Genomic DNA, 24,975 nt, shown 5'->3' on the forward strand with positions numbered 1-24,975 from the left:
ACAGACAGCTGAGCAGCTTACCGACTCATGTCATTCGCTCAGCGCTTGGTGAAGTTGTTGCGCACCAGGTCGACCACATCATCCATGCGACCATTGAGCACCGCCTTGGCGGAGTAGAGCGCGGTGGAGGCGACCTGGCCGGCTTCCACATGCGGCGGCATCACCAGCTCCATGCGATTGACCTTGACCTCGAGCACCCCGGGGCCTTCCTGGGCCAGCAGGCTCTGCACCGCCTCATCCAGCTCGTGCTTCTCCTCGACGCGACGCCCCCACAGCCCCATGGACTGTGCCAGCAGCGAGAAGTCTGGATTCTCGAGCTCGGTGTAGGTATCCAGGATACCCTCGACCTTCTGCTCAAGCTCGACGAAGCCCAGCGTGCTGTTGTTGAAGATGACGATCTTGAGCGGGATCTTCTCCTGCTTGAGGGTTAGCAGGTCCCCCATCAGCATGGCAAGACCGCCATCGCCGCACATGGCGATCACCTGACGCTGCGGGTAGGCCTTCTGGATGCCGATGGCTTGAGGGTAGGCATTGGCCATGGTGCCGTGCATCAGGCTCGGCAGCGTGCGGCGCTTGCCGTTGGCCCGAATATGACGCAGGCACCACACCATCGGGCTGCCGCCATCGGCAGTGAAGACGGCGTCTTCGCTGGCGTGGCGATCCAGCGCCAGTGTCAGCTCCTGCGGGTGGATCAGACGCTCGTCATCGGAGGTGACGGCGGCATCGTCACGCGCCTCGAGATACTTCTTGCGGCAGCTGTCGAGCCAGGCGCTGTCATCACGCGGGTCGACACGGGTCAGCAGCGCCGCGCAGGTGTCCTTGACGCTACCGACGACCCCGAGATCCACCGGGTGGCGAATACCGATCTTGCCGGGGTCCAGATCGACCTGAATCACCGTCGCCTTGTCCGGATAGAACTGTGTCCAGGCGAAGCTGCAGCCGAGCAGCAGCAAGGTGTCACACTCCGCAACGGCCTCGTAGCCGCCCTGCAGCCCGAACACGCCGGTCATGCCGACTTCGAGCTCATTATCGGGCTCGATGAAGTCCTTGGCGCGCGACGTCCAGGCTATTGGCGCCTTGAGCCGTCGTGCCAGCGCCAGTACTTCCTCCTGCGCGTGCTGACAGCCGATACCGGCATAGATCGAGACCTTGCCCGGCGCATTCAGCGCTTCAGCCACGGCAGCCAGCTCCTGCTCGCCGGGGCGAATCACCGGCGCGAAGCGATGGGCACGCCACGGCAGCGAGCCCTTGGGCTTCTGGGTGAACAGATCCCCCGGCACGATCAGCACCGCGACCCCGCCTTCCGCCAGCGCCTTCTGCGCCGCGATGGCGACCATGCGGCGGGCATTCTCGGGATTGGTCAGGTACTCGCAGAACACGCTGTACTGGGAATAGAGCGCCTTCTGATCCACATCCTGCGGGAAGCCGACGCCCATCTCGGCGGTATCGATCTGCGAGGCAATGAACACCACCGGCGCGCCATTGCGGTGTGATTCGATCAGACCATTCAGAAAGTGCGTGCTGCCCGGCCCACAGGTTCCGGCACAGCAGGAAAGCTCGCCACTGATGAAAGACTCGCCCCCTGCCGCGAAACCGGCCACCTCCTCGTGCCGCACATGTACCCACTCCATCTCAGAGCGCCGAATGGCGTCGGTGAAGTGGTTGATGGTGTCACCCACGATGCCGTAGCAACGCTTGGCGCCAGCCTCAAGCAATGAATCGACGATGATCTCGGAGACGGACGCTGACGAAGATGTGGTTAGTGCCATGGAGGTGCTTTCCTTTTCCGGTGAGCTTTCGGGTCAGGATGAGCAATGCATTCACTCATTCGAATAAACAGTGAACAAGACCTTGGGTCCAAGCCGCGGAAAACAATGGCCAGCCACGAAACTCACGCTGGCACACCGCGTTGCGTGTGATGGGTCAAAGAGACAGCGTGCAGACACTGCCCGCGGGACAGAGTGCTGCCAGCGGGAGTGAAGCAAGAGGCGAAAAAGACCGTCAGAGGACAGTCCAGAAGGGATAGGTGGTACGCGGCACGTGCCTACTCGACCAATTCCAGCACCTTGCTCATGCCCTGGTGCATATGCTCATCGATATGCGCGAGCATGTCCGGCAGCGAGTCACCGGTGGCAAGCGCCACATAGCGGTCATGGGCTTCACGCGATGGGCCGGGCCGCTGATGGGCCCGCTGGTGAAGCACGAAATAACACTGCAGATGCGGTCGTATACGCTCCCAATCCGCCAGCAGGAATTCATTGCCCGAGACCTCGTGGCACCAACCATGCAGATGCAGCTCGGCGATGATGGCGCCTTCACTGTCACGCCGCCCGATGGCGTCGCTCAAGGCGTGCTGACGTCGAATCAGCTCGTCAGTCATCTGCACGGTCTTGATCGGCCAGAGAATATTGAAGGCCATTCTCTCCAGCCCCGCGCGATAGGCGTACAACTGGGCGAGATGGGCATGATCGAAATGACGGACTCGCACGCCCTTGTAGGGCTCACTGACCAGCAACCCCGTACTCAGCAGATGGCGCAAGGCCTCTCGTACCGGCACCCGGCTGACGCCGAGTGCCTTGGAGAGATAGGCTTCAGTGAGCTTCATGCCCGGGACAAGAGTGCCCGACGCGATGAGGTCCTGGATCTGCTCAGCCACGCCCGACCACAGGGTGTCAGGGCGATGCAGCTTGCTGAAATCATTCATGCCTTGCGAATCCCTCTGGTCACTTCGTCTCCTCGAGATAGGCTTCATAGAAGGCATTCAACTGCCGATAGGCCGGCCCCATTTCCCCTGTTCCGATCGTGCGACCATCAATGCACACGACGGGGGTCAGACCGCCCAGGGTACCGGTCACGAAGGCCTCATCAGCACTATACACTTCAGCCAAAGTGAAGTCCTTTTCCCGAACCACCAGGCCGTTGCTGGCCGCCAGGTCGATCACTGCCTTGCGGGTCAGGCCATTGAAGTTGCAAAGGCCGGTGGAGGTCCAGACTTCACCCTTGCGCACGATGAAGAAGTTGGTGGAGTTGCAGCTGGCCACGAAGCCACGGCTATCCAGCATCAAGGCTTCATCCGCGCCAGCGTGCAATGCCTGAATCAATGCCTGGATGAAGTTGAGACGACTGTGGGAATTCAGGCGCAGATCAAAGACATCCGGTGTGCTGCAGCGGAAGGTCGAGGTGAACAGCTTGATGCCCTTCTGCTTGCGCTCGACATCGATCTTCTTGTATTCCGCCACGACCACGACCGTCGGGCCCTCGAGCACGAAGCGCGGGTCCTGGTTGGGCGTGCTCTTCAAGCCACGCGACACCATCAGACGGATATGAACACCATCGTGCATGTCATTGACGCGCAGCGTCTCGCGGATGATGCCGATCATGTCGGCGCGGCTCATGCCAAGATCCAGATCGATCGAATTGGCACCCTCGAACAGACGATCCATATGCGCATCAATCGCCAGCAGCTTGCCATTGATGAGACGCATCCCTTCCCAGATGCCATCCCCGAGCACGAAGCCACTGTCAAAGATGGAAACCGTCGCTTCGTTGCGCTTCTTGAACTCGCCATTGACGTAGATGAGGACGTTATCGTTGCGCGGATCGGTGACATACGCCTGAGAACTGATAGTGGACATGGCCATGATCAAGCTTCCTGAGAAAGAGGTGAAGTTGTGACGGAATGTGTGGAATTCAGGGCGCGGCGCCCCTTCCAGAACGCGAGCCCGGTCATGGCGCTGATGAGACAGCCAGCCATGAAGGCGAAGTGATAGAACAGGTACGGGAGGTAATCGAGGGTCGCCACGCCGGTGGTGGCCGCCATGAAGACAGCACCGCTGGTCCAGGGAATCATCGGGCAGGACAAGGTGCCGCCGGCCTCGCAATTGCGCGAGAGCACCCGTCGCTCGATATCCTGCTGCTCATAGAGATTGCGAGTCATGGCCGAGGCCGTGAACAGCGAGACATAGGCGGCGCCACCGAAGACTGAGCCGAAGAATCCGCAGGTCACGGTGATGAGGGTAAGACTGACGTCCCCCTTCACCATCCGCGACAGACGATTGCCCACCGAACGGATGACGCCGAGGCTTTCCATCAACCCGCCGAGCCCGAGCGCGAAGATGACGATGACGACCACCGGCAACATGGACTGGATTCCGCCACGGCTGAGAATCCCGCCGATCGTGGAACCTTCCAGCGTCTGGGAATAGCCCTGATACAGCGACATGGCAGCTTCGAGAGGCGTTGCACCCTGCACCCACCAGGCACACAGCACACCGAGAAAGGCCCCTATCGCGATCACCGGAATGGCGGGCTTGCGTGCCATCAGAAGGCCGAGTGTGATCAACAGCGGCAACAGCAACATCGGGCTGATCACGAACAGGGCATCCAGGTCACTCAACATCACCTGAGCGGACTGCATGGCCTGGCTGGATGCCGCGGAATCCATGCCCAACAGGTAGAAGCCGCCCAGTACGAGCACACCGGCAGGCAAGCCAACCCAGGCCATGGAGCGCACATGATCGATCAGGGAGACATCACACAGAGAGGACGACAGGATGGTGGTGTCGGACAGCGGGGAGATGGCGTCACCGACGTAGGCGCCAGAGATCACGGCCCCTGCCACATAGGGCAGCGGAATCTCGAACCCCGCGCCGACGCCCATCATCGCGACGCCGACAGTCCCCACCGAGGCAAAGGAGGTACCTGTGACCAGGCTGGTCAAGGCGCAGGCCAGAAACGCGATGGGCAGGAAGGTACCCGGGTGGACGAGACTCAGGCCGTAATAGATGACGGTCGGCACGATGCCGCCCGCAATCCAGGAGCCGACCACCGCGCCCACACAGGTAATGATCAGCACGCCTTCCATGCCACGCATGATGCCTTTCATCAGGCCCGCCTGCAGGCTGGGATACGGCACCTTCAATATCCAGCCACACAGCATCAGCAGGAACCAGGCAGCGAACAACGCCAGTGCCACCGGCACCTTGAGCAGCAGGACACTGGACATCAATAGACAGAATGCCAGGAAGATTCCCGACAGGGATGCCCCGTTCAACTCCGGGACGGAGGGGTTTTCAGTTGTCATGACTGCACCTTCTTAGAATTGTATACAGTACACATTAACTCTATACCGACCTTCCCGAGAGGCGCAAGCAACTTGTGAGAGCCCATAGACTCGAGCCCCTCATCAGGGAGTGATGAGGGGCTCGAAGCATTCTGACCTTGTTGATTCACGCCATTGGCTTATCCCTTGGCTGCCTTTCGCTTTCTTGCTCCACTCTCTGCTGCCCCCTCTCTGCTCCACTCCCTGCTCCCCTCCCTGCTCCTACCTCGACTCCGCTCTCTATCCCCCTCCTGCCTCTGTTCGCTGGCCTGCCACCATCGGGCCAGGCTGCGCAGTGGCGTTATTTTCTCTGTATTTCAAGAAGTTAATGTCGGAAGACAATCAATTTACATATAAATGAAAAAATACTTAAAAATTTCACTTGCGCGATTTTACTCGCCGTCTATTTTCATTTGTGACGCGAGAAGATTCATCGAGTGCTGTATCAGCTGCAGCGCATTCACTGACGATGGATGGGGACCTAGCCGGTTCGATGAAGGGCGACGTCCCAGCCCCCGCTCCCATGACAACAATAAAATCTGCTCTCGATATTCCTGTCGGCTTGTCAGGTGTCTGACGAGATCTGGCGTGGAGCATCAGGGCCCCTTCCTGGAGGCACCCCAGTGACAGCAACACGCAATCCCGCAGCGGCTGAGCGCGCTGGCAGCAACGGCGTTCCGCGCTCATCCGGTCTGCTTGGCGACTACGATAAAGGGCTGTTCTGGCCCGTTCTCAGCATCTACACCCTGATCATGATCTATGCCCTGGCGGCGCCGGAGCAGACCGGCGCGGCGCTGTCCGGCATACGCGACTTCCTGATCTTCAATTTCGGCTGGAGCTTCGTGCTCGGTGTCGCCGCAACGCTGATCTTCAGCTTCTATCTGTTGCTCAGTCCCTTTGGCGGCATCCGGCTGGGGCCGGATGATTCACGTCCTGAGTTCAGCTATGTGGCGTGGATCTCGATGATCTTCAGCTGCGGGCTGGGCATCGGCTTCGTGTTCTTCAGCGTCGCCGAGCCATTGACGCACCTCTACACCTCCTCGCATGTGCAGGACCTCAATCAAGTCGGCCAGCAGGCCGGGGTATCGACCGCGATCCGCAACACGCTGATGGACTGGGGCATGAATGGCTGGGCACTGTTTGCCGTGGCCGCCTGGGCCATCGCCTTCCCGGCCTATCGCCTCGGGCAGCCGCTGACGGTCGCCACCGGTCTCTACGGTCTTCTGGGGGAGCGCTGCAACAGCAGTCTGTGGGGCAAGCTTGCCAACGGGCTTGGTGTGATCGGCACCATCGGCGGCAATGCCACCATGATCGGGCTGGGCGTCACCTCCATCAGCTATGCCTTGAAGGTGCTGTTCGGACTCGAGTTCGGCGCCTTCGGTCAGGCCATGGTGATGCTGGTGATCATCATCGCCTATGTGGCATCGGCGGCGACCGGCATCGAGCGCGGCATCAAGTACCTCAGCCTGCTCAACATGATCATGGCCGGCGCCATATTGCTGGCGCTGCTGGCCTTCGGTCACGCCCCGGCGCAGTACCTGCTGAACATGATCACCCAGCAGTTCGGTGACTACTTCGGCTCGGTGTTCGTCAACCAGTTCTGGACCGACGCAGGCAGCTTCGAACAGCGTGAGTGGGTGGGTTGGTGGATGATCTTCTACTGGCTCTGGTACATCTCCTACATTCCCTTCTGCGGCGGTTTCATCGCGCGCATCTCCCGCGGCCGCACCCTGCGCGAATTCGTGTTCGGCGTGGTGGTGGTGCCGATGCTGCTGTCGATCGTGTGGTTCAGCATCTGGGGCGGCTCGGCGGGCTATGCCGAGGTCAATCAGATCGTGCCGCTGTGGCAAAGCGTGCAGGGCAATCCGGAATCCGGCATCTACCTGTTGCTGCAGAGCATGCCCGGCGGCTGGTGGCTGTGCCTCGCGGTGCTGTTCAACATCGTCGTCTTCGCCGTCACTACCTCGGATTCGGCCTCGTTCTTCTCGGCCATGCAGGTCTCCAATGGCAACGAGAATCCGAAGATCCTGATGCGCCTGCTGTGGGGCGTGATCATCGGTGTCACCGGTATCGTCTTCCAGCTCGCCGGGGGCTTCAACGCCATCAAGAGCCTGGCGATCGTGGTCGGCGCGCCCTTCTTCCTCGTCAGCATCGCTTACATGTTCTCGGTCTATCGCATGCTCAAGGCGACCCATGAACAGCCCGCGACGGCCATGCAGCCAGCCCCTCAGGTAAAGCCTCTGCCTGCCGAAGCCGCTGAGCCGGAAGCCTCCAGCGCTGTGACACCCGCCACGCCAGCTAGCACGCCCATTACATCGCCAAGTACATCGACAAGTACCACGGCTACGCCGCCCGCCATCCCGGGGTCGGGAAGCCAGCCCATCCCGGGCGCGACCTGAGCGGCATGACGGGCACACGTCGACTCGAGCAGGCAAGCCACCAGAACGCAACGCGCACGAACCAGCACCGCCATTGATCGCCAATGACACTGATCACCAATAACGATCACCAATGACAACGATCGCCAACAACAAGACGGATGGTGACCCACGATGACTGTCAAGCAGCCTTACAACCCTCACTACGACCCTCTCAAGGACAGCTCCCCGGGCGAAGGCGTGGATTATGCGCCGAGCTACTGGCGCTACCATGCAGGGCCGCCGCCCGAGGATGATGGCCCGGTCACTGACGACATGGAGGCCGACGTGGTGCTGATCGGCGCCGGCTTCACCGGCCTTGCCACGGCGATGTTCCTGGCGCGTGAGCATGGCATCAAGGCGGTGGTGCTGGAGGCCAATCAGATCGGCTGGGGCTGCACCAGCCGCAATGGCGGCCAAGGGCATCTGGCCTGGGGGCGCCTGAGCCGCAGCCAGTGGGTCAGGAAATGGGGCGTCGACATGGCGCGCCAGCTGCACGCCAATAGCCTGGAGGGGTTCGAGGTCTTCAAGTCCCTGACCCAGGACCCGGAGGTGGACTGCGAGCCTCAGCCACTGGGCAATCTGCTGATCGCCCATAGCCCGCAGGCCATGCAGCATCTCGAGGCCGAATCGCGCCTGTGCAACAACATCCTCGGCTACCGGACCCGAACGCTGGACCGCGCGTCAGTGCATCGTGACTTCATGGGCGATCAGGAGAGTCACGGCGCGATGCTGGAGCCCGAGGGCATCGCCGTGCAGCCGCTCAAGCTGGCCTATAGCTATGCGCGTATCGCGCGCCGCCATGGCGCCCGAATCCACACCAGCAGCCCGGTGCAGCACTGGACGACCGAGAACGGCATCCACTATCTGCAGACGCCGGGCGGCACGGTCAAGGCGCGCGCGGTGGGCATCGCCACGGCGGGCTATACCAGCCCCAATCTTCACTCGCTGACCGCCTATCGCAACATGCCGATCATGGCCAACTCGGTGTGGACGCGCACCCTGACTGACGAGGAGATCGAGGCCTGCGGCCTGCATTCCACCATCTTCGCCACGGACACCCGCAAGCTGCGCCACTACTACCGACTGCTGCCCGAGAAGCGCCTGCAGATCGGAACGCGCAGCGCCATCAGTGGCGCGGATGCGCAGAACGCCCGGCATCTGGATGTGGTGCATGAGGCCATCGCGCGCAAGTTTCCCGCGCTGGCCGGTATCGAGACGCCGTGGTTCTCGCATGGCTGGATGGATATCTCTCACGACATGATGCCGCGCATCGTGCAGCCGGACCCCAAGCAGCAGATCTTCTACTCCCAGGGTTACAGCGGCAACGGCGTGTCGTTCTCGGCTTATGCTTCCAAGCAGCTGGCCGCGCTGATCGCCGGACAGTCGTTGCCGGAAGCCCATCTGCCGATCTTCAACTCGCCGCTGCCCGCCCATCCGCTCAGACCTATCCGGCGCATGGGCCAACACCTGCTCTACAAGTATTTCCAGGTGCTGGACAAGGTGAGCTGAGACACGCCCCGCGCGAGTTGCGCCACTGATCGCTCCTATCACTTCCTGCCATCACTTCCCGACACGCCGCGGCGCACTCCAATTCCGTCGCGGCACCTCCCACTGACATGCCTCTTGCGGCATGCAAGCACCAGAGAGACGCACCATGAATCGTGAACAGATGACCGCCATGTTCGATGCCTTCAATCGCCACGCCATCGATGAGGTCATGGAATACTTCGCCGACGATGTGGTCTTCGACACCGTGTCCGGCGATGAGGCGCACGGCACGCGTATCGTCGGCAAGGCCGCCGTGCGCGACGCCTTCGTGAATACCTGGACGACCATGCCCGATGTGCAGTGGGCCAAGGGCGAGTTCTTCTTCGCCGATCAGCGCGTCGTCTCCGAATGCACCTTCATGGCGACCCAGCCCGATGGTCTGCGTGTCGAGGCCGATAGCGTGGATCTCTTCACCCTCGAGAAGGGCAAGATCACCCGCAAACAGGCCTTCCGCAAGCAGCGACCGGCCTTTACGCCAGCCGCGTGATCGTCACGCGCAGCACAGACGCAAAAGGCCAGTCGTGATGACTGGCCTTTTGCGTCTCAAGCGTTATCTCAGAAGCCGCTATCTCAACCCCCTCATCAAGATCCGCCAACCCCCTATCAATCCCCGCCTCGACACGACGATTTGATAACGACACAGGCTTATCTCTCGACGCCGCATGCTGATAATCTTGCTGATGAAAACCGCTGCATGCTTTTCATCCACATGAAACGCCACTCATTGACCGCCAGCGCCCATTGCCAAGAGGAAACCGGATGACCACGGACTCAGACTCCTCACAGGCTTCAATCGGCAGCACGCTCAGCAATGCAGAACAGGAAGACCGCCGTATCGGCCGGCAGCTGCGCGACCTGCGCAAGTCCCGCCAGCTGACCCTCAGCCAACTGGCGGAACGCGTCGGCAAATCCGTCGGCTATCTCAGCCAGGTGGAACGCGGCGTCTCCTCGCTGCCCATCGGGGTATTGCAGACGCTGAGTGACGCCCTCGACGTGCGCGTCAGCTGGTTCTTCCAGCCGGGCGGCAGTGACTCGGCGGCCGAGCAGGAAACTATCGTGCGCGCGGATCAGCGCCGCGCCATGAACCTCGGCGCCATCGGCGCGCGGGAAGAATTGCTCTCCCCCCGCCTGAGTGGTCAGCTCATTCTGATCATGACCCGCCTGCAGCCCGGTGGCAGCGGCGGCGAGACGCCACGTGAACGGCGCGGTGAGGAAGCGGGCTATGTGGAAAGTGGCCAGCTGGAGCTGACCATCGGCGAGCAGGTCTTCCTGCTCAACCCGGGCGACAGCTTCTCGCTGACCGGGGAAGAACCCCACTGGATTCGCAACCCCGGTGAGACCGAGACCCGCATCGTCTGGGTGATGACGGGCGTCGAGTATTGACCGCAATGGGGTAACAGGCTAGTTCTGAAAAGGGAGCTGGGAGGTCGCCTCGCTAAGCCCAACGCTGTGCCGCGTTCGAGTATTGCTCCTTCGCGAAAGTTCTCCACACAGCAAGCCCTCACTGATCCAACTCGCTGATTCGACATGCTATATCGAGGAGAAGCCAAGTATCGATATGCGACCACATACAAAAACCGGCACACGATACTGGATCGAAGCGCCGGTTTAAGAGTGCATGCAACGGTGTGAAATATCCGTTGGTGCAGCTAGCCGCCCGCAAGGAACATCGAGATGCCCGGCAGATAGGTTATGGCCAGCAGCAGCGCGATCATGGCCGCGAAGTAAGGAATGATCGCCGCTGACACCTCCATGATCTTGACACCGGACACCGATGAGGCAACGAACAGGTTGACCCCTAGAGGTGGCGTACAAAAGCCGATGGCAAGATTTACGGTCATGATCACCCCGAAGTGGATCGGGTCGACGCCCGCGGCAATCGCTACCGGTAATAAAAGTGGTGTCAGGATGATGATTGCTGCAATGGTCTCCATAAACATGCCGACGATCAGTAGCAATAGGTTGATCATCAGTAGTAGTACCAAAGGGTTGGTCGAAAACCCGGTAATGGCAGCCGCAAGATCTTTCGGCACTTGGGCAATGGTCAGTAACTGGCCAAAGCCACCGGCCACCACTACCAGGATCAGGATCTGTCCGCTAGTCGAAGCACTACGCGCAAACACCTTGGGCAACTCCGACAAGCGGATATCACCGTAGACGAAGACGCCAATGATGATCGAGTAGATGACGGCCACCCCACCCGCTTCGGTAGGAGTGAATATCCCACCATAAATCCCACCCAAGATAATGACCGGGACCAGCAGCGCCCAGATCGAATCGCGCAGCGAAGTGGTCACCGCCTTGCTCGAGAAGCTAGTGCGCTCCTCCAACAACTTACGATTGTGCCTAAGCATCAGTCGTGCGGTCAGCATATAGGCAATACCAAACATGATGCCAGGGACGATCCCGGCCATGAATAGCTTGCCGATCGAGACCTCCGCGGATACGCCATAGATGATGAAGGGAATGGACGGTGGAATCATCACCCCCACCATGCCTCCGGCTGCCGTAAGAGCAGACGAGAAGCGTCGTGGATAACCGACCTTTTCCATCTCCGGCACCATGTTCGACCCAATCGCTGCCACGGTAGCCGGTGACGAGCCGGAAATGGCAGCAAAGAAGCAGCATGCCAGCACGTTGACATAGGCCAAACCGCCTTTGACATGCCCTACCAGCGAATGGGCAAAACCGACGATGCGTCGTGACATGCCCCCCATCTGCATCAGATCGCCGGCCAGCACAAAAAGGGGGACGGCAATCAGCGGAAAGGAGTCCGCTGCTGTTACCAGCGAACGCGCTAGAAGCACCACTGGTGGCGCACCATCGACCAGCAATATCACCAGCAGCGTGGCAAGCCCCATCCCCATGGCCACTGGCATGCCAACAGCAATAAAGGCGAATAACATGCCGATCAGTGAAACAGCGATCATAGGGCACCTCCTTCAAGGCTGGTGCGAGGAAATCGCCATGCCAGCCAACAATGTTGCAGAATGCGAAACGCTGACAATAGCGCGCCGGCGGGCGCCGAGGCGTAGTAAAGCGGCATCGGTATCTGGAGCACCACCGATACCTGATACCGCACCATGGGATTAAGCATCAGCTGGATGCAGTAGAGGCTGATGGTGATCAAAAACGCAACCACGATCAGCCTAACCACTAGTGTCAAGTAACGCTGTATCGCTTCAGGCAGCTGCTCCTTCAGAAAGGCAATCTCGATATGCTTATCCTGACGAAAGACGTAGCTCACTGCTATCCAGATAAACCAGATGAAGAGCCAACCCACCAGCTCTTCCCCCCAGGACAGGGACGCGTTGAACACATAGCGCGCCAGCACATTGGCAGATACCAGTGCGACGATCAGTGCTAGCAGCACAACTGACAGATACTCTTCCAACCTTTCATTCAGCCAACGAATCATCGGCATGTCCTCGACTTTCCGGCTTCACGTAATGAGTGAGGGATCTCTTCCAGTTGGGCGCCCCTCGCGATTAGCGTGCCGGCTCTGTGCTTAATCACTGTTCAGAGGCGCGATCGATGGCAGCCATCCACCCATCAAAGACATCTGCACCGATACGCTTGCGATATTGAGCGTTAACGTCTGCAGCGATATCAACAAAGGCCTGATGCTGTTCATCGGACAGTTTGTTTATCTCAACACCAGAATTCTGGATACGCGCTAGGTGATCGGCATCCTCCTCTGCTACCAGTTCACGATCGTAGGCGATAGCCTGATCCATCGACTGCTCAATCAAGTGCTGCTGTCCTTCAGGCAGGGAGTCAAAGAAGGTCTTGGAGATAACCGGCGTATAGGCCGTAAAGATATGCGCCGTAAGGGTCAGGTACTTCTGCACCTCATAGAAGCGTTGCGTGTCGATCAACGAAAGCGGGTTTTCCTGCCCATCGATGACTCCCTGTTGTAGAGCGGAATAGACTTCACCGAAATTCATCGGTGTCGGGTTGGCCCCCAGCGCCTTGAAGGTATCGACATGGGCAGGCACCTTCATGGTGCGCAGTTTGATGCCCTCCAGATCCTGAGGAGCCTTGATCGGGCGAGCATTATTGGTCAGGTGACGCATGCCACTCTCGACCCAGCCCAACCCCTTCAGGCCGATCCGATCAAGTCGTTTCAGCATGGCATCCCCTTCTGGGCCATCGAGTACTTCCAACGCAGTGTCCTTGTCCGGATAGATATAGGCCAGTTCGATCACGCCGAAAGCGGGGTCCCAGTTGGTGAAGAACGACGACGGTGACACCGCCATTTCCAGAATGCCGGTCTGCACCCCTTCAATCATGGATCGATCCCCCCCCAGCTGGGATGACGGGAAGATCTGTACGTCAATCTCGCCATTAGCCCCTTCTTCCACCAGGCGTTCGAACTCCACCATCGCTCGCGCCATATGGAAATTTTCATTGGTCCCGTGTCCCAGCTTGATGACAGTGGTGGCCTGAGCCGGCGTGGCGGCGACCAGCAGGCTGATAAGCATCCATTTCTTGATCATGGCGAACTCTCACTATTGTTATTAAGGAGTCAATCCGAAACTGGTATTCCAGATTTCGGTATGAAGATTGATTGATGCCAAAAGGATCTGTCAAGAAAGCGCCATGGCGCTATCGCTACCCACCCGATCTACCTCTGTTTTGCATTGACTTACTTTCCCGCCAAATCGGTGGCGTCACGCTTTCTGAAAAACACAGATAAGGCTTTGTTTTTAATGAATAATTATTGAATAAAAAAGAGAATAACCCATCGATACCCAATACCTTAAGATGGTGACTTTGGCACCGTAGCTACTGTACTTCACATGACCAATGTCTAATGACGTTATCAATCGATCCTCTTTGACAGCTCGACGCTAGCTTGTATATTTCACTCCATCTGGTGCCTGGTACACCAGTTGAGCAAAAGACAGCAACGAACAATTACGAGGTAGTGCCATGCCCACCAGACCGAAGGTGATCATCACTGATCACGACTTCGCCGATATCGAGTTGGAGCGCGAAATTCTCGAGAAGGCTGGAGCCCAAGTGATAGCCCTGCAAGCCAAATCGGAGCAGGACCTGTTAGAACACGCTGCCGACTGCGCTGCCATGATCAACCAATATGCCTACATCGGTGCCAGCACCATCGCCGCCATGCAGCGCTGCCAGGTCATCGCCCGTTACGGCGTCGGTACCGACATCGTTGACGTGGCGGCGGCCACCGCCAGGGGGATCCAAGTCACCAACGTGCGCAATTACTGCACCGAGGAAGTTGCTGACCACGCTATCAGTCTCTGGCTGGCCTTGGCGCGCGGGCTGTTCGCCTACGACCGGGCCACTCATCGAGGTGAATGGCGCTGGCAGAGTGCGGCTCCTCTACATCGTCTACGTGGCCAGACTGTTGGCATCGTTTCCTTTGGCGCCATCGGCCAGGCCATCGCGCAGCGTGCCAAGGCCTTCGGGGCTCAGGTGATCATTCACGACCCCTACGTCGATAGCGCAACCATCGCGGCCCATCAGGTTGCAGCAGTGGGCAAGGGCGCACTGCTGGCAGAGTCAGACGTGGTCATGATGCAGGTGCCAATGACAACGGAAACTCGTCACTTCTTGAGCGAGGAGGAGTTTCGCTCAATGAAACCCAACGCATTGGTGGTCTGCACTGGCCGCGGCCCCACCATCGATAACCGCGCGCTCTACAAGGCGTTGTCAGAGGGCTGGATAGCTGGGGCGGGCCTCGATGATCCCGAGGAGGAGCCAGCCAAACGTAAACACTGGTCCCCCAACGACAATCCTCTGTTCTCGCTCCCCAACGTCATCGTGACCCCTCATGCCGCCTACTACTCGGAGGAATCACTGCGTGCGGCCCGCACTATCGCCGCCAAGGAAGTCGCCCGAGTGCTGGCTGGCCAGTCACCACACAACCCCGTCAATACACCGTCTCACTGAAAAGCACACCACTACAACGATCAGAGGAACGTTCTTATGCTCAAGCAATTCAATGATTTCAAGCGTGACTCGGCACTGCTCGAGAAATTCGACAAAGTTCTGTCCTACTACTCCGCCACGGCTGTCTTCGCCGACTCCCAATATCGCACCGGGGTGATGGATAGCGGCATCAAACCCGCCTTCCGCGCCAAGGTCTGTGGCCAAGCAATTACCGTTCAGCTATCGAAGGGCGACCTGGTCGATCCCCTCAAGGCACTGGAGATGGGCCAGCCAGGCGATATCATCGTTGTCGATGCCGGTGGGGATCCCAACACTTCTGTGTGTGGTGGTCTGATGGGCGCTTTGGCCCAGAATCGTGGCATTCGAGCCATGGTAGTGGACGGCGCGGGACGTGATACCGATGAACTCGAAGATATCCAATGGCCGATCTGGACACGCGCCATCACTCCGCGTGGTACCCACACCATGTTCTCCGATCGCAAGGAGGAGCTGTCGATCAACGTGCCTATCGCCTGTGGCGGCGTACCGGTCAATCCTGGTGATTTCATCGTGGCCGATGTGATGGGTGTGACCGTCATTCCGCTGGCCCGAGCAGCCGAGGTAGTCGAACTGGCATTGGAGCAGGCCGAGCGTGAGGAAGCTACCCGCGCATGGGTTCAGCAAGGCAAGACCGTCGAAGACCTGCTGGCCGAGTTCGGGAGAATCTAGGATGTCGCATCCCCTTATGATTGGCATCGACTGGGGAACCTCATCGTTTCGTGCAAGCCTCGTCGATCGTCACGGCGAGGCCCTCGATACCCGCGAGAGTCCCAATGGGATTCTCGCGGTATCCGACAGGGACTTTGCAGGTTTCCTTCGTCACAGCATAAAAAGCTGGTTGACCGACTTCCCCGGCATACCGATTCTTGCCTCGGGCATGATCACCAGCCGTAATGGCTGGATTGAGACGCCCTACCAACCTCTCCCTCTGGGGATCAATGAGCTGGCCAATGCTTTGGTCTGTGAAACCGTTCCCGACCTCGGTCAGGTGCACTTCGTCACTGGCGCAGTGCAGTCGCTCGATGGCGAGCGCCCCGATGTCATACGCGGTGAAGAAACCGAGATAGTCGGCTATCTGTCTACCCAAGATGTCAGCAATGGCACCTTCCTACTACCCGGAACACATAACAAATGGTTGACGGTCGAGCACGATAAGATCACCCGTTTTGTCACCTGCATGACCGGCGAACTCTATGCGATTCTTCGTGAGCACTCACTACTTGGCCGCACCATACGCCAAGGCGAGTTCTCACCAGAAGCCTTTCAGCGTGGGTTACAGACCGCCCGCCAGCACCCCGGACAACTGCTAGCGACCCTGTTCACCACTCGCGCGCTTCACCTATTCGACCAGCTATCCCCAGAGCAAAGCGCTGACTATCTCTCAGGCCTGCTAATCGGCGAGGAATGCCTCGGCCAATTACAACAGGGGTCAGCCCCTGGCAAGGTCACCATCATCGGCCGCCATGATCTTGCGGAGCGATACCGTATTGCCACCGACTTTCTGTCGCTACCCTCCACTATGGCGACGCCCGGTCTGTCACGCCACGGGCAGCTGGCCATCGCAAGAGCCGCGGAGCTGATTACATGCTGAACTGGCAACAGGCCTTCGACGCCTGCCCTCTCATCGCCATCCTGCGCGGTATCAAACCCCAGGAAGTCATACCGGTAGCCGATGCCCTGCTTGAGGCAGGCTTCCGGTTAATCGAGGTCCCACTCAATTCTCCCGACCCACTGGAAAGCATTCGTCGCCTGGCAGCCCATGTCGGGGACGATGGTCTAGTAGGAGCAGGGACAGTCACCGCGCCAGATCGCGTAGCCGATGTTGAGCAGGCAGGTGGCCGCCTGATAATTGCCCCTAACCTGGACCCCCGGATCGCAAGCGAAGCCACGGTCAGAGGGCTGATCTACGGCCCCGGCGTAGGCACTGTCAGTGAGGCTTTCACTGCCATCGAGTTCGGTGCCGACTTTCTTAAACTATTCCCTGCCGAGGCGATCTCGCCTGCAGCAGTCAAGGCCATGTGTGCTGTGCTACCCGTGACAACGCCGTTGTTGCCGGTGGGTGGCATAACGCCGGCCACCATGGCGGGTTACCTCGAGGCAGGAGCACGGGGGTTCGGCCTCGGCGGCGCGCTCTATCAACCTGGCATCGCCAATACGGAGGTCGCCAGGCGAGCAAGAGCATTTATCGAAGCTCACGCCAGCTGGGCTGCGACTGCCAAGCAATAGATAGCACAACGCGCCTGCAAACCCCCTTACCTCAGCTTGAGCACTTCCATGATCATCAAGCAAATCAACGTCTATACCATGACATCCGAGCTGCCACGTCCCTTCGCATTCTCCCAGCAATGGATCACCCGTCGATCTGCAACGCTGGTGGAAGTGGTAACTCAGGATGGACAAAGCGGCTGGGGCGAAGCGCTATGCTCAGGGCTGCTGGAACCGGAGCTGTCCGCTTCAGTCCTCAAGTACATAATTACGCCATTAGTGATCGGCCGTTCAGTGTTCGATAGCGAGGTCATCTGGCATGAGCTCTACAATCACACTCGAGACTACGGTCGTAAGGGAATCGTCATCGCTGCTATCAGTGCTCTCGATATCGCACTCTGGGATCTCAAGGGCAAGATCACGCAACGACCTGTCTTTGAACTACTTGGCGGCGGTTTTCGCAAACAGGTGCAAGCCTACGCTACTGGCTTCTTTCGTATCGAACTTGGTACAGACACTGCTAGTCTTGTCGAAGAAGCGCGTCGCCACCGTGACGCAGGCTTTGTCAGCATGAAGATCAAACTGGGCTTCGGGGTGGCCAATGACATCAAAGTCATGACCGATATACGTGATGCTGTGGGCGATAACGTCGAACTGATGATTGATGCCAATCACGCCTATACCGTCAGCGAGGCAGCACAGCTGGCAGATGGCCTCAAGACATACGGGTTGCGATGGTTCGAGGAGCCGGTGAACCCCGATGATAAGGAGGGCTATCGTCTGTTGAAGCAGAAGACTCTGATCCCCCTAGCCGGTGGCGAAGCAGAATTCACCCTCTTCGGATTTCGCGACCTACTGGCCGGGCGCTGTATCGATATCGCTCAGCCAGATGTGGCCATGGCCGGCGGTTTGACCGCGATGACGCATATCACCGCCTTGGCCCTCGCCAACGGTATCCAGGTGAACCCCCATGTCTGGGGGACCGCGATCGGTCAGTATGCATCGCTGCATGCCATCGCCGCGATGCCGTTGGTCAATCCCACCTTGGCAGCCAGCGGTCCGATCTTCGAGTACGACACCTCGAGCCATCCTTTCCGATCCAATCTGGTCACCGCAGCGATCACCCAGAGTGAAGGCTGGGTCAACGTCCCTACAGGTGACGGCCTCGGGTTTACCATCGATCGCGATTTTCTACGTGAACACGCCCGTCCTTACTGACACACGGATTGGAAATCAAGTTCATATGCCTGCTCGCCCCTGCTGCCATAAGTCTAAAATCTGAGGTCAATCTTCCCACTGGCATAGGCATCTGGTATTCCAGTCGTCTGTGCTACTCTGTGGAAAAATTCCATGGCCCTTCTCGGGCCGACACTACAGCCTAAAAGGACCGAGATGCAGGACTTTGAACGCCCTCCCTCCCTAGGAGCTCTCGTCACTGATCACGTACGTAACATGATCGTACGAGGGGAGCTTGCCTTGGGCGAAGCTATCTCCGAACGCGGTATATCGGCACTGCTGAATGTATCCAAGACGCCGGTGCGTGAAGCATTGACCCGACTCAAGCACGAAGGCCTGGTCATCATTAAGCCGCAGTCCGGTGCTCAGGTCTTCACCCTTAGCGCCCGCGAAGTCGGCAACATCTGTACCTTTCGCCGTACCTTGGAGCCAGCCGCCCTGGCATTGGCAATCGAGTTTGATCAGCCTGGCCTCTATCACGAGCTCCGACAGGTAGAAAGCCAGATGCAAGTAGCACATGGATCTGGGCGCATAACCGATTACCTGGATCTGGATTCGGACTTCCACATGGCCTTCTTCAACCATTGTGGAAACGCCTATTTAAAGAGTTCCTACGAGCAGTACGCTGGAAAGATCGCTGCCCTACGCACTCACCTGGCAACCCGGCCGGACCATACCCGCCTTTCGCTCAGAGAACACACCGAGATAGTCGACGCTGTTCAAGACAAGGACATCACCGCTCTGCGCGCGCTATTGGATGCACACATTGGCCGCACTCAAGAGACTTACGAAGTTGGCGTGGAAGACATTACCCAACTGTAAAATCAGTGCCCACAGGAAAGTCATCGAACTATCCCACTGGCTACCACCTCATGTGAACTCTATTTCTGGAAAAGGTCTGGCCATCATCTGTGCGTAGAGTAAGACCTGAGCGTTTATCATTACTCAATCCGACCGCCATATCCCAAAGGGGATCATGTGGGCCTGGCAACTCACCAATAGCCGGTGAGCGAGCTAGCACTGCGATATGACAGTCGACTCCGCCTGCTAGGGTTAGCCGATATAAACACCATCAATCAGCGCGGCATCTTGTCTCGCGTCGTGTAATAGACACTGTCGATATGCGAGAGCATGGCGCGTTCGGCGGCGTCCGGGTCACCGGCACGTAGCGCCTCGACGATACGTACGTGCTCTTCATAGCTGCGCTTGATCGAGCCATGTTCGGCCATGACCTGGCGGCGAATGTTGAGCGCGTAGGTATAAAGCTCATCGGCATAGCGGATCAGGATCTCGTTGCGCGAGTATTCGGCGATGACGTGATGGAAGTTCTGATCCGAGAGCTGGAAGTTCACCGGCGAGTCGAAGTGCTGTGACTGGGCTTCCAGCAAGGCGTCGAGCTTCTTGAGCCCTACCTCATCGATATGTCGCGCGGCACGTCGCGCGATGGCCGATTCCACCACGATCCGGCTCTCGAAGACGCTCTCGATATCCAGGTTGTTGAGCTCATCGCCCTGCTGACGCGCGGGATGATTGCGGAAGCTGTCGATCACGGCCTCACTGGCGCAGACCCGTGACTTGCTGCCGTGCGAGACATTCAAGAGGCCATAGCCCGTCAACAGCGCCAGCCCCCCGCGCACGGTCTCACGACTCACTTCAAACAACTGCGCCAGCTCACGCTCGCTAGGCAGCTCATCTCCATCGCGCAGCAGCCCCGTCAGGATCATCTCGATGAGCTTGTCGGCGAGAATTTCCTTCTTGGTCTGATTCTTCAGCGCTTTCTCGAAGGCGAAAGGCGTCTGCTTCATGCAGCCTCCACTGGTATAGATTTCATACCAGCATAACCGACAACCGCATATCACGCATCCACAAACCGACCATGGTCGCAATTTTCGAGAAAACCTTGACCGATCAGCGTGGCCTCGGCTAATTTTTATCTCAACTGGTCCGGTAAACCAACCAGCAGACCATAAGTGCGAATTGATTGAAGAAACCAACAACAACGCCAACTCTCACAAGGCTGGAATTCACATGTCCGAAACACGCCCTGTCATTGCCCTCACCCTTGGTGACCCCGCCGGTATCGGCCCGGAGCTGATCGCGCGCCTGGTCGCGGAACCCGAGCAGTTCGCCGAGACCCACAGCGTGCTGGTCGGCGATCAGTGGCTGTGGGAGCAGGGCCAACGCCAGGCCGGTCTCTTCACCCAGCTGCCGCGCGTCGCAAGCTTCGCCGAGGCCCGCGAGCATGAAGGGCTGTCATTGATGCTGGTGGAAAGCGTGGCGCAGCAGGATGTGACGCTGGCCGAGGAAAGCGCCGCCTGTGGTGCCTCGACCCTCGCGGTGCTGTCCCGCTGCCTGGAGGCGGCCCAGAACGAGGAAGTCGACGCCATCTGCTTCGCGCCGCTCAACAAGCTGTCGATGAAGAAAGGTGGCCTCGGCCACGAGGACGAGCTGCACTTCTTCGCCGAGAAACTGGGAGTCGAAGGCTATTTCTGCGAGTTCAACACCCTGGGGACCCTTTGGACCTCGCGCATCTCCTCGCACATTCCGCTCAAGGACGCCGCCGAGTACGTCACCCAGGAGCGCATCATCGCCGCCAGCCAGCTGATTCATGACTCGCTGAAACTGGCCGGTTTCGAACGCCCGCGCATCGCCGTCGCCGCCTTCAATCCCCACGGTGGTGAAGGTGGCACCTGTGGCCGCGAGGAAATCGACGTCATCGCGCCGGCCGTCGCGCGCTGCAATGAACAGGGCTACCCGGTCGAGGGCCCCTTCCCGGCCGACACCATATTTATCAAGGCGCGCGATGGCGAGTACGACGCCATCGTGACCATGTACCACGACCAGGGGCAGATCGCGATCAAGCTGCTGGGCTTCAAGTCCGGCGTCACCGTCCAGGGCGGCCTGCCGATTCCCATCACCACGCCGGCCCACGGCACTGCCTTCGATATCGCCGGTCAGGGCAAGGCGGACGTCAATCCGACCCGCAATGCCTTCGCGATCGCCAAGCGCATGGGCACCAACCTGCGTGCACTGCGTCTCGAGACCGCCTCTGCCTGATGCGCTTGCGCCTCTCGCTCATGAACCTGAATCAACGCCATCCACAACAAGGATAATTCGATGAAGATCACCAACGTCAGAACTCGCGTCTTCGAATGGAAAGGCCACACCGTCCCCCCGACCGCTCACTTCTGCTCCAACGCCATGGACGAGCTGTGGGACAAGGGCGACTCGATGGGCACCTTCCGCTTCCACGGCTGGACAGTAGTGGAGATCGAGACCGACAACGGCCTGGTCGGGCTGGGCAATGTGGCGCTGGCGCCACGCATCGCCAAGGCGATCATCGATCAGTACCTCACGCCGCTGATCATCGGTCAGGACCCCTTCGACTACGAATACCTGTGGCAGCGCATGTACCGTTCCACTCACGCCTGGGGTCGCAAGGGCATCGGCATGGCCGCCATCTCCGGCGTCGACATCGCCATCTGGGACATCATGGGCAAGGCGGTCGGCAAGCCGGTCTTCAAGCTGCTGGGCGGGCGCACCAAGGAGAAGATTCCCTGCTACGCCTCCAAGCTCTACCGCACCGACCTCAAGGGCATGCAGGAAGAGGCCCAGTCCTATCTGGACCAAGGCTTCACCGCCATGAAGATGCGCTTCGGCTACGGTCCGCGTGATGGGGTCGAGGGAGTGCGTGCCAACCTGGATAGCGTGGCCGCCGTGCGTGAAGTCATCGGCGAGGATGTCGACCTGATGCTCGAGTGCTACATGGGCTGGAACCTGGACTACGCCAAGCGCATGTTGCCGAAGCTGGAACGCTTCCAGCCGCGCTGGCTGGAAGAGCCGGTGATCGCCGATGACATCGATGGCTACGCCGAACTCAATCAGCTGACCAGCATTCCCATCTCCGGCGGCGAGCACGAATTCACCCATTACGGCTTCCGCCAGCTGCTGGAAAAGCGCGCTGTCTCCGTCATCCAGTACGACACCAACCGGGTCGGTGGCATCACCGCCGCGCGCAAGATCAACGCCCTCGCCGAGTCCTTCAGCGTGCCGGTCATTCCGCACGCCGGCCAGATGCACAACTACCACCTGACCATGGCCTCACTGGCCTCTCCGATGAGCGAGTACTTCCCGGTGCATGATGTCGAGATCGGCAACGAGCTCTTCTACTACATCTTCAAGGGCGACCCGGAGCCGGTGAACGGCTTCATCGATCTCGACGAAGAGACCCCGGGGCTGGGCCTCGAGCTGAACAGCGACTACTTCGATCAGTTCAACATCATCGAGTGAGGAAGCCATCATGAGACTCGTCCAACTTCGCACCGCCAATGGCCCGCGGGTCGCCGTGGTCGAAAGCCGCGACCAGCTGCGCATGCTCGACTTCCCCGGTGGCACCTATGAGCTGGCCACCCGCGCCATCGAGCTGGGCATCGGGCTCAGCGCGCTGATCGAACAGCACTACTCACACACCCTGGTCGACTACAAGCAGGCGATCGATCGCCGCGAACTTCTGCCGCCGGTCACCCACCCCGACCGCGCGCGCTGCACCGTCACCGGCACCGGCCTGACCCACCTGGGCAGTGCTGACACCCGCGATGCCATGCATGCCGCCGCTCAGGCACAACGCGAGGATGACGCCAACGTCACCGACTCGATGCGCATGTTCCGCATGGGCCTCGAGGGCGGCAAGCCCACCGCGGGTCAGGTCGGCGCGCAGCCGGAGTGGTTCTACAAGGGTGACGGCAGCATCGTGGTCGCGCCGGAAACCGCGATCAGCGTGCCGGCCTTCGCCGAGGATGCCGGCGAGGAGCCCGAACTGGTCGGCCTGTACCTCAACGATGCCAATGGCCAGCCGCACCGCATCGGCTATGCCGTGGGCAACGAATTCTCCGACCACATCACCGAGCGCGCCAACTACCTGTGGCTGGCCCACTCCAAACTGCGCGCCTGCAGCTACGGACCTGAGCTGCTGATCGGCGAACTGCCCCAGCACCTGGAAGGCACCAGCCGCATCACCCGCGAAGGCCAGACCCTGTGGGAGAAGCCCTTCCTGACCGGTGAGGCCAACATGGCGCACAGCCTGGCCAATCTGGAACACCACCACTTCAAGTACGCCCAGTTCCGCGCGCCCGGTGACCTGCATGTGCACTTCTTCGGCACCGCCACGCTGAGCTTCGCCGACCAGATCAAGGTGCAGGAAGGAGACCGCTTCGAGATCGAACTGCCGGCCTTCGGGCGCGCACTGCGCAACCCGGTCGCCTTCGAGTCCCACGACAACGACGTTGAGATGCCATCCGCCATGGCAGTGCTGTGAACACTGCCGATCAGCACAACAAGTAGAGCAAGGATCAGGGTCTTGAGATTTCCGCCATCACACGGCCCTGATCCCGGCAGCACCAGCAGTACCAATAGCACCAACAGCAGCACCACGCCGCCAACGCATCACGACAATAACGAGAAAAGGGTTTCGCCATGACAACCTCACGCCACCACACCACCGCCACCCTCCTGTCCGCCGCCCTGCTCAGCCTGGCGATGACAGGCACCGCCACTGCCGCCACCTCGCTGACCTTCGCGCATGCCCACCCGGTCACCGATTCGCAGCATCTGGCCGCCGAGCGCTTCGCCGAACGTCTCGCCGAGCGCAGCGCGGGAGAATTGACGGTCAAGATCTTCCCCAACGGCCAGCTGGGCAATGACCAGGCGATGATTTCCGGTGTCCGCAGCGGCACCATCGATCTGGAGCTCTCCGGCAATCCCTATTTCAGTGGCCTGGTCAGCGAGCTCAACGTGCTGGACCTGCCCTTCCTGTTCGATACCCGCGAACAGGCCTATCAGGTACTGGACGGCGAGGTCGGTCAGGACCTGCTGACTGCCATGCAGCCTCAGCAGATCGAAGGGCTCGCCTTCTGGGAAATCGGCTTTCGCAACCTGACCAACTCACGCCGCGCGGTAGAGACCGCCGATGACATCAGCGGCCTGACGCTGCGCACCACCCCGAACCCGGCGCATATCGCTGCCTTCCAGGCCCTCGGTGCCAATCCGACCCCGATGCCTTTCGCAGAGCTTTATACCGCGCTGGAAACCCGCACCGTGGATGGCCAGGAGAATCCGGTCAGCCTGATTCGCTCCGCCAACCTGTATTCGGTGCAGGACCATCTGTCACTGACCGCGCATGCCTATACCGCCGCGCCCCTGATCATGAACAAGCAGACGTTCGACAGCCTGGCCCCCGAACTGCAGACGCTGATCAAGGAAGAAGCCCGCGAAGCGGCCCGCTATCAGCGCCAGCTCAATCATGACAATGAACAGGGCGATCTGGCCTTCCTCGAGGAACAGGGCATGCAGGTCGTGCGCGAGCCCGATACCGCCAGCATGCGGGCCAAGGTCGCCGAGCCGGTACGCGCCGAGTTCACCGCCAAGCACGGCAGCGAGCTGCTGGAACGCATCGACGCCGCTCTCGCCCACTGATCACGCTCGCCTGACTCGCCACTGGAAGGA

General features: G+C 59.6%; 22 protein-coding genes. 14 read left to right on the forward strand and 8 right to left on the reverse strand.

What is annotated here, in order from left to right; all coding sequences use genetic code 11:
- Positions 1-38: 38 nt before the first annotated feature.
- From QD356_RS07510 to nhaC, 4 genes are all read right to left on the reverse strand, one after another.
- Positions 39-1,769 (reverse strand): thiamine pyrophosphate-dependent enzyme, encoded by a 1,731-nt coding sequence (locus QD356_RS07510; protein WP_192837803.1) that lies wholly within the window; start codon positions 1,767-1,769, stop codon positions 39-41.
- A 275-nt stretch (positions 1,770-2,044) separates the two neighbouring features.
- A complete protein-coding gene (locus tag QD356_RS07515) occupies positions 2,045-2,704 on the reverse strand; it encodes a GntR family transcriptional regulator (protein ID WP_176677352.1) in 660 nt (219 codons plus the stop codon).
- Between the two features lie 19 nt (positions 2,705-2,723).
- Positions 2,724-3,641 carry an aminotransferase class IV gene (locus tag QD356_RS07520; protein WP_225996339.1) on the reverse strand — a complete coding sequence of 306 codons (918 nt, stop codon included), beginning with the start codon at positions 3,639-3,641 and terminating at the stop codon, positions 2,724-2,726.
- 2 nt (positions 3,642-3,643) lie between these two features.
- Positions 3,644-5,083: a Na+/H+ antiporter NhaC gene (gene nhaC, locus QD356_RS07525; RefSeq protein ID WP_192837801.1), complete on the reverse strand. Its 1,440-nt coding sequence runs from the start codon at positions 5,081-5,083 to the stop codon at positions 3,644-3,646.
- 641 nt (positions 5,084-5,724) lie between these two features.
- On the opposite strand from nhaC, the gene QD356_RS07530 reads away from it, so the two are divergent.
- The 4 genes from QD356_RS07530 to QD356_RS07545 all read left to right on the forward strand — a co-directional run bounded on the left by QD356_RS07530 (position 5,725) and on the right by QD356_RS07545 (position 10,452).
- The gene (locus QD356_RS07530; RefSeq protein ID WP_192837800.1) at positions 5,725-7,500 is read left to right on the forward strand and encodes a BCCT family transporter; all 1,776 of its coding nucleotides are present in this window, start codon (positions 5,725-5,727) and stop codon (positions 7,498-7,500) included.
- Between the two features lie 153 nt (positions 7,501-7,653).
- Positions 7,654-9,030 carry an FAD-binding oxidoreductase gene (locus tag QD356_RS07535; RefSeq protein WP_192837799.1) on the forward strand — a complete coding sequence of 459 codons (1,377 nt, stop codon included), beginning with the start codon at positions 7,654-7,656 and terminating at the stop codon, positions 9,028-9,030.
- Between the two features lie 145 nt (positions 9,031-9,175).
- Positions 9,176-9,556, forward strand: coding sequence for a nuclear transport factor 2 family protein (locus QD356_RS07540; protein ID WP_216060339.1), 381 nt, complete (start codon positions 9,176-9,178; stop codon positions 9,554-9,556).
- A 272-nt stretch (positions 9,557-9,828) separates the two neighbouring features.
- Positions 9,829-10,452 carry an XRE family transcriptional regulator gene (locus QD356_RS07545; protein ID WP_192837797.1) on the forward strand — a complete coding sequence of 208 codons (624 nt, stop codon included), beginning with the start codon at positions 9,829-9,831 and terminating at the stop codon, positions 10,450-10,452.
- A gap of 266 nt (positions 10,453-10,718) precedes the next feature.
- Here QD356_RS07545 and QD356_RS07550 read toward each other — a convergent pair whose 3' ends face one another.
- The 3 genes from QD356_RS07550 to QD356_RS07560 all read right to left on the reverse strand — a co-directional run bounded on the left by QD356_RS07550 (position 10,719) and on the right by QD356_RS07560 (position 13,568).
- Positions 10,719-11,999 carry a TRAP transporter large permease gene (locus QD356_RS07550; protein WP_192837796.1) on the reverse strand — a complete coding sequence of 427 codons (1,281 nt, stop codon included), beginning with the start codon at positions 11,997-11,999 and terminating at the stop codon, positions 10,719-10,721.
- A complete protein-coding gene (locus QD356_RS07555; RefSeq protein WP_192837795.1) occupies positions 11,996-12,493 on the reverse strand; it encodes a TRAP transporter small permease in 498 nt (165 codons plus the stop codon). Before QD356_RS07555 ends, QD356_RS07550 begins: the two co-directional genes overlap by 4 nt.
- Positions 12,494-12,581: 88 nt before the next feature.
- Positions 12,582-13,568 (reverse strand): TRAP transporter substrate-binding protein, encoded by a 987-nt coding sequence (locus QD356_RS07560; RefSeq protein ID WP_192837794.1) that lies wholly within the window; start codon positions 13,566-13,568, stop codon positions 12,582-12,584.
- Between the two features lie 436 nt (positions 13,569-14,004).
- On the opposite strand from QD356_RS07560, the gene QD356_RS07565 reads away from it, so the two are divergent.
- The 6 genes from QD356_RS07565 to QD356_RS07590 all read left to right on the forward strand — a co-directional run bounded on the left by QD356_RS07565 (position 14,005) and on the right by QD356_RS07590 (position 19,296).
- The gene (locus tag QD356_RS07565; RefSeq protein WP_192837793.1) at positions 14,005-14,994 is read left to right on the forward strand and encodes a C-terminal binding protein; all 990 of its coding nucleotides are present in this window, start codon (positions 14,005-14,007) and stop codon (positions 14,992-14,994) included.
- 36 nt (positions 14,995-15,030) lie between these two features.
- Complete coding sequence (locus QD356_RS07570) at positions 15,031-15,702, forward strand: RraA family protein (RefSeq protein WP_192837792.1); 672 nt, start codon at positions 15,031-15,033, stop codon at positions 15,700-15,702.
- Between the two features lies 1 nt (position 15,703).
- A complete protein-coding gene (locus QD356_RS07575) occupies positions 15,704-16,624 on the forward strand; it encodes a 2-dehydro-3-deoxygalactonokinase (protein ID WP_192837791.1) in 921 nt (306 codons plus the stop codon).
- Entirely contained in the window at positions 16,618-17,259 is a 642-nt protein-coding gene (locus tag QD356_RS07580) for a 2-dehydro-3-deoxy-6-phosphogalactonate aldolase (protein ID WP_192837790.1), read from the forward strand. Before QD356_RS07575 ends, QD356_RS07580 begins: the two co-directional genes overlap by 7 nt.
- Before the next feature lie 48 nt (positions 17,260-17,307).
- Positions 17,308-18,456, forward strand: a complete 1,149-nt coding sequence (locus tag QD356_RS07585; protein ID WP_192837789.1) for a mandelate racemase/muconate lactonizing enzyme family protein — start codon at positions 17,308-17,310, stop codon at positions 18,454-18,456.
- Positions 18,457-18,630: 174 nt separating this feature from the next.
- Positions 18,631-19,296, forward strand: coding sequence for a GntR family transcriptional regulator (locus QD356_RS07590; RefSeq protein WP_192837788.1), 666 nt, complete (start codon positions 18,631-18,633; stop codon positions 19,294-19,296).
- 254 nt (positions 19,297-19,550) lie between these two features.
- Here the strand turns inward: QD356_RS07590 and QD356_RS07595 are convergent, their stop codons facing one another.
- Complete coding sequence (locus QD356_RS07595) at positions 19,551-20,279, reverse strand: FadR/GntR family transcriptional regulator (RefSeq protein ID WP_192837787.1); 729 nt, start codon at positions 20,277-20,279, stop codon at positions 19,551-19,553.
- 223 nt (positions 20,280-20,502) lie between these two features.
- On the opposite strand from QD356_RS07595, the gene QD356_RS07600 reads away from it, so the two are divergent.
- The 4 genes from QD356_RS07600 to QD356_RS07615 all read left to right on the forward strand — a co-directional run bounded on the left by QD356_RS07600 (position 20,503) and on the right by QD356_RS07615 (position 24,945).
- Positions 20,503-21,531: a 4-hydroxythreonine-4-phosphate dehydrogenase PdxA gene (locus QD356_RS07600; protein ID WP_192837786.1), complete on the forward strand. Its 1,029-nt coding sequence runs from the start codon at positions 20,503-20,505 to the stop codon at positions 21,529-21,531.
- A gap of 60 nt (positions 21,532-21,591) precedes the next feature.
- Entirely contained in the window at positions 21,592-22,764 is a 1,173-nt protein-coding gene (locus QD356_RS07605; RefSeq protein WP_024952543.1) for an L-rhamnonate dehydratase, read from the forward strand.
- Positions 22,765-22,774: 10 nt separating this feature from the next.
- Complete coding sequence (araD1, locus tag QD356_RS07610) at positions 22,775-23,788, forward strand: AraD1 family protein (RefSeq protein WP_192837785.1); 1,014 nt, start codon at positions 22,775-22,777, stop codon at positions 23,786-23,788.
- A gap of 158 nt (positions 23,789-23,946) precedes the next feature.
- Entirely contained in the window at positions 23,947-24,945 is a 999-nt protein-coding gene (locus QD356_RS07615; protein WP_192837784.1) for a TRAP transporter substrate-binding protein, read from the forward strand.
- The last annotated feature ends 30 nt before the right edge of the window (positions 24,946-24,975 follow it).

It is taken from the genome of Cobetia sp. 2AS (genome assembly GCF_029846355.1).
Taxonomy (GTDB): Bacteria; Pseudomonadota; Gammaproteobacteria; order Pseudomonadales; family Halomonadaceae; genus Cobetia; species Cobetia amphilecti.

What these genes read in the sequence shown, in the direction of transcription:
- QD356_RS07510 (WP_192837803.1), bottom strand. Translation starts at nt 1,769, where the DNA reads ATGGCACTAACCACATCTTCGTCAGCGTCCGTCTCCGAGATCATCGTC.
- QD356_RS07515 (WP_176677352.1), bottom strand. Translation starts at nt 2,704, where the DNA reads ATGAATGATTTCAGCAAGCTGCATCGCCCTGACACCCTGTGGTCGGGC.
- QD356_RS07520 (WP_225996339.1), bottom strand. Translation starts at nt 3,641, where the DNA reads ATGGCCATGTCCACTATCAGTTCTCAGGCGTATGTCACCGATCCGCGC.
- nhaC (WP_192837801.1), bottom strand. Translation starts at nt 5,083, where the DNA reads ATGACAACTGAAAACCCCTCCGTCCCGGAGTTGAACGGGGCATCCCTG.
- QD356_RS07535 (WP_192837799.1), top strand. Translation starts at nt 7,654, where the DNA reads ATGACTGTCAAGCAGCCTTACAACCCTCACTACGACCCTCTCAAGGAC.
- QD356_RS07540 (WP_216060339.1), top strand. Translation starts at nt 9,176, where the DNA reads ATGAATCGTGAACAGATGACCGCCATGTTCGATGCCTTCAATCGCCAC.
- QD356_RS07545 (WP_192837797.1), top strand. Translation starts at nt 9,829, where the DNA reads ATGACCACGGACTCAGACTCCTCACAGGCTTCAATCGGCAGCACGCTC.
- QD356_RS07550 (WP_192837796.1), bottom strand. Translation starts at nt 11,999, where the DNA reads ATGATCGCTGTTTCACTGATCGGCATGTTATTCGCCTTTATTGCTGTT.
- QD356_RS07555 (WP_192837795.1), bottom strand. Translation starts at nt 12,493, where the DNA reads ATGCCGATGATTCGTTGGCTGAATGAAAGGTTGGAAGAGTATCTGTCA.
- QD356_RS07560 (WP_192837794.1), bottom strand. Translation starts at nt 13,568, where the DNA reads ATGATCAAGAAATGGATGCTTATCAGCCTGCTGGTCGCCGCCACGCCG.
- QD356_RS07565 (WP_192837793.1), top strand. Translation starts at nt 14,005, where the DNA reads ATGCCCACCAGACCGAAGGTGATCATCACTGATCACGACTTCGCCGAT.
- QD356_RS07570 (WP_192837792.1), top strand. Translation starts at nt 15,031, where the DNA reads ATGCTCAAGCAATTCAATGATTTCAAGCGTGACTCGGCACTGCTCGAG.
- QD356_RS07575 (WP_192837791.1), top strand. Translation starts at nt 15,704, where the DNA reads ATGTCGCATCCCCTTATGATTGGCATCGACTGGGGAACCTCATCGTTT.
- QD356_RS07580 (WP_192837790.1), top strand. Translation starts at nt 16,618, where the DNA reads ATGCTGAACTGGCAACAGGCCTTCGACGCCTGCCCTCTCATCGCCATC.
- QD356_RS07585 (WP_192837789.1), top strand. Translation starts at nt 17,308, where the DNA reads ATGATCATCAAGCAAATCAACGTCTATACCATGACATCCGAGCTGCCA.
- QD356_RS07590 (WP_192837788.1), top strand. Translation starts at nt 18,631, where the DNA reads ATGCAGGACTTTGAACGCCCTCCCTCCCTAGGAGCTCTCGTCACTGAT.
- QD356_RS07595 (WP_192837787.1), bottom strand. Translation starts at nt 20,279, where the DNA reads ATGAAGCAGACGCCTTTCGCCTTCGAGAAAGCGCTGAAGAATCAGACC.
- QD356_RS07600 (WP_192837786.1), top strand. Translation starts at nt 20,503, where the DNA reads ATGTCCGAAACACGCCCTGTCATTGCCCTCACCCTTGGTGACCCCGCC.
- QD356_RS07605 (WP_024952543.1), top strand. Translation starts at nt 21,592, where the DNA reads ATGAAGATCACCAACGTCAGAACTCGCGTCTTCGAATGGAAAGGCCAC.
- araD1 (WP_192837785.1), top strand. Translation starts at nt 22,775, where the DNA reads ATGAGACTCGTCCAACTTCGCACCGCCAATGGCCCGCGGGTCGCCGTG.
- QD356_RS07615 (WP_192837784.1), top strand. Translation starts at nt 23,947, where the DNA reads ATGACAACCTCACGCCACCACACCACCGCCACCCTCCTGTCCGCCGCC.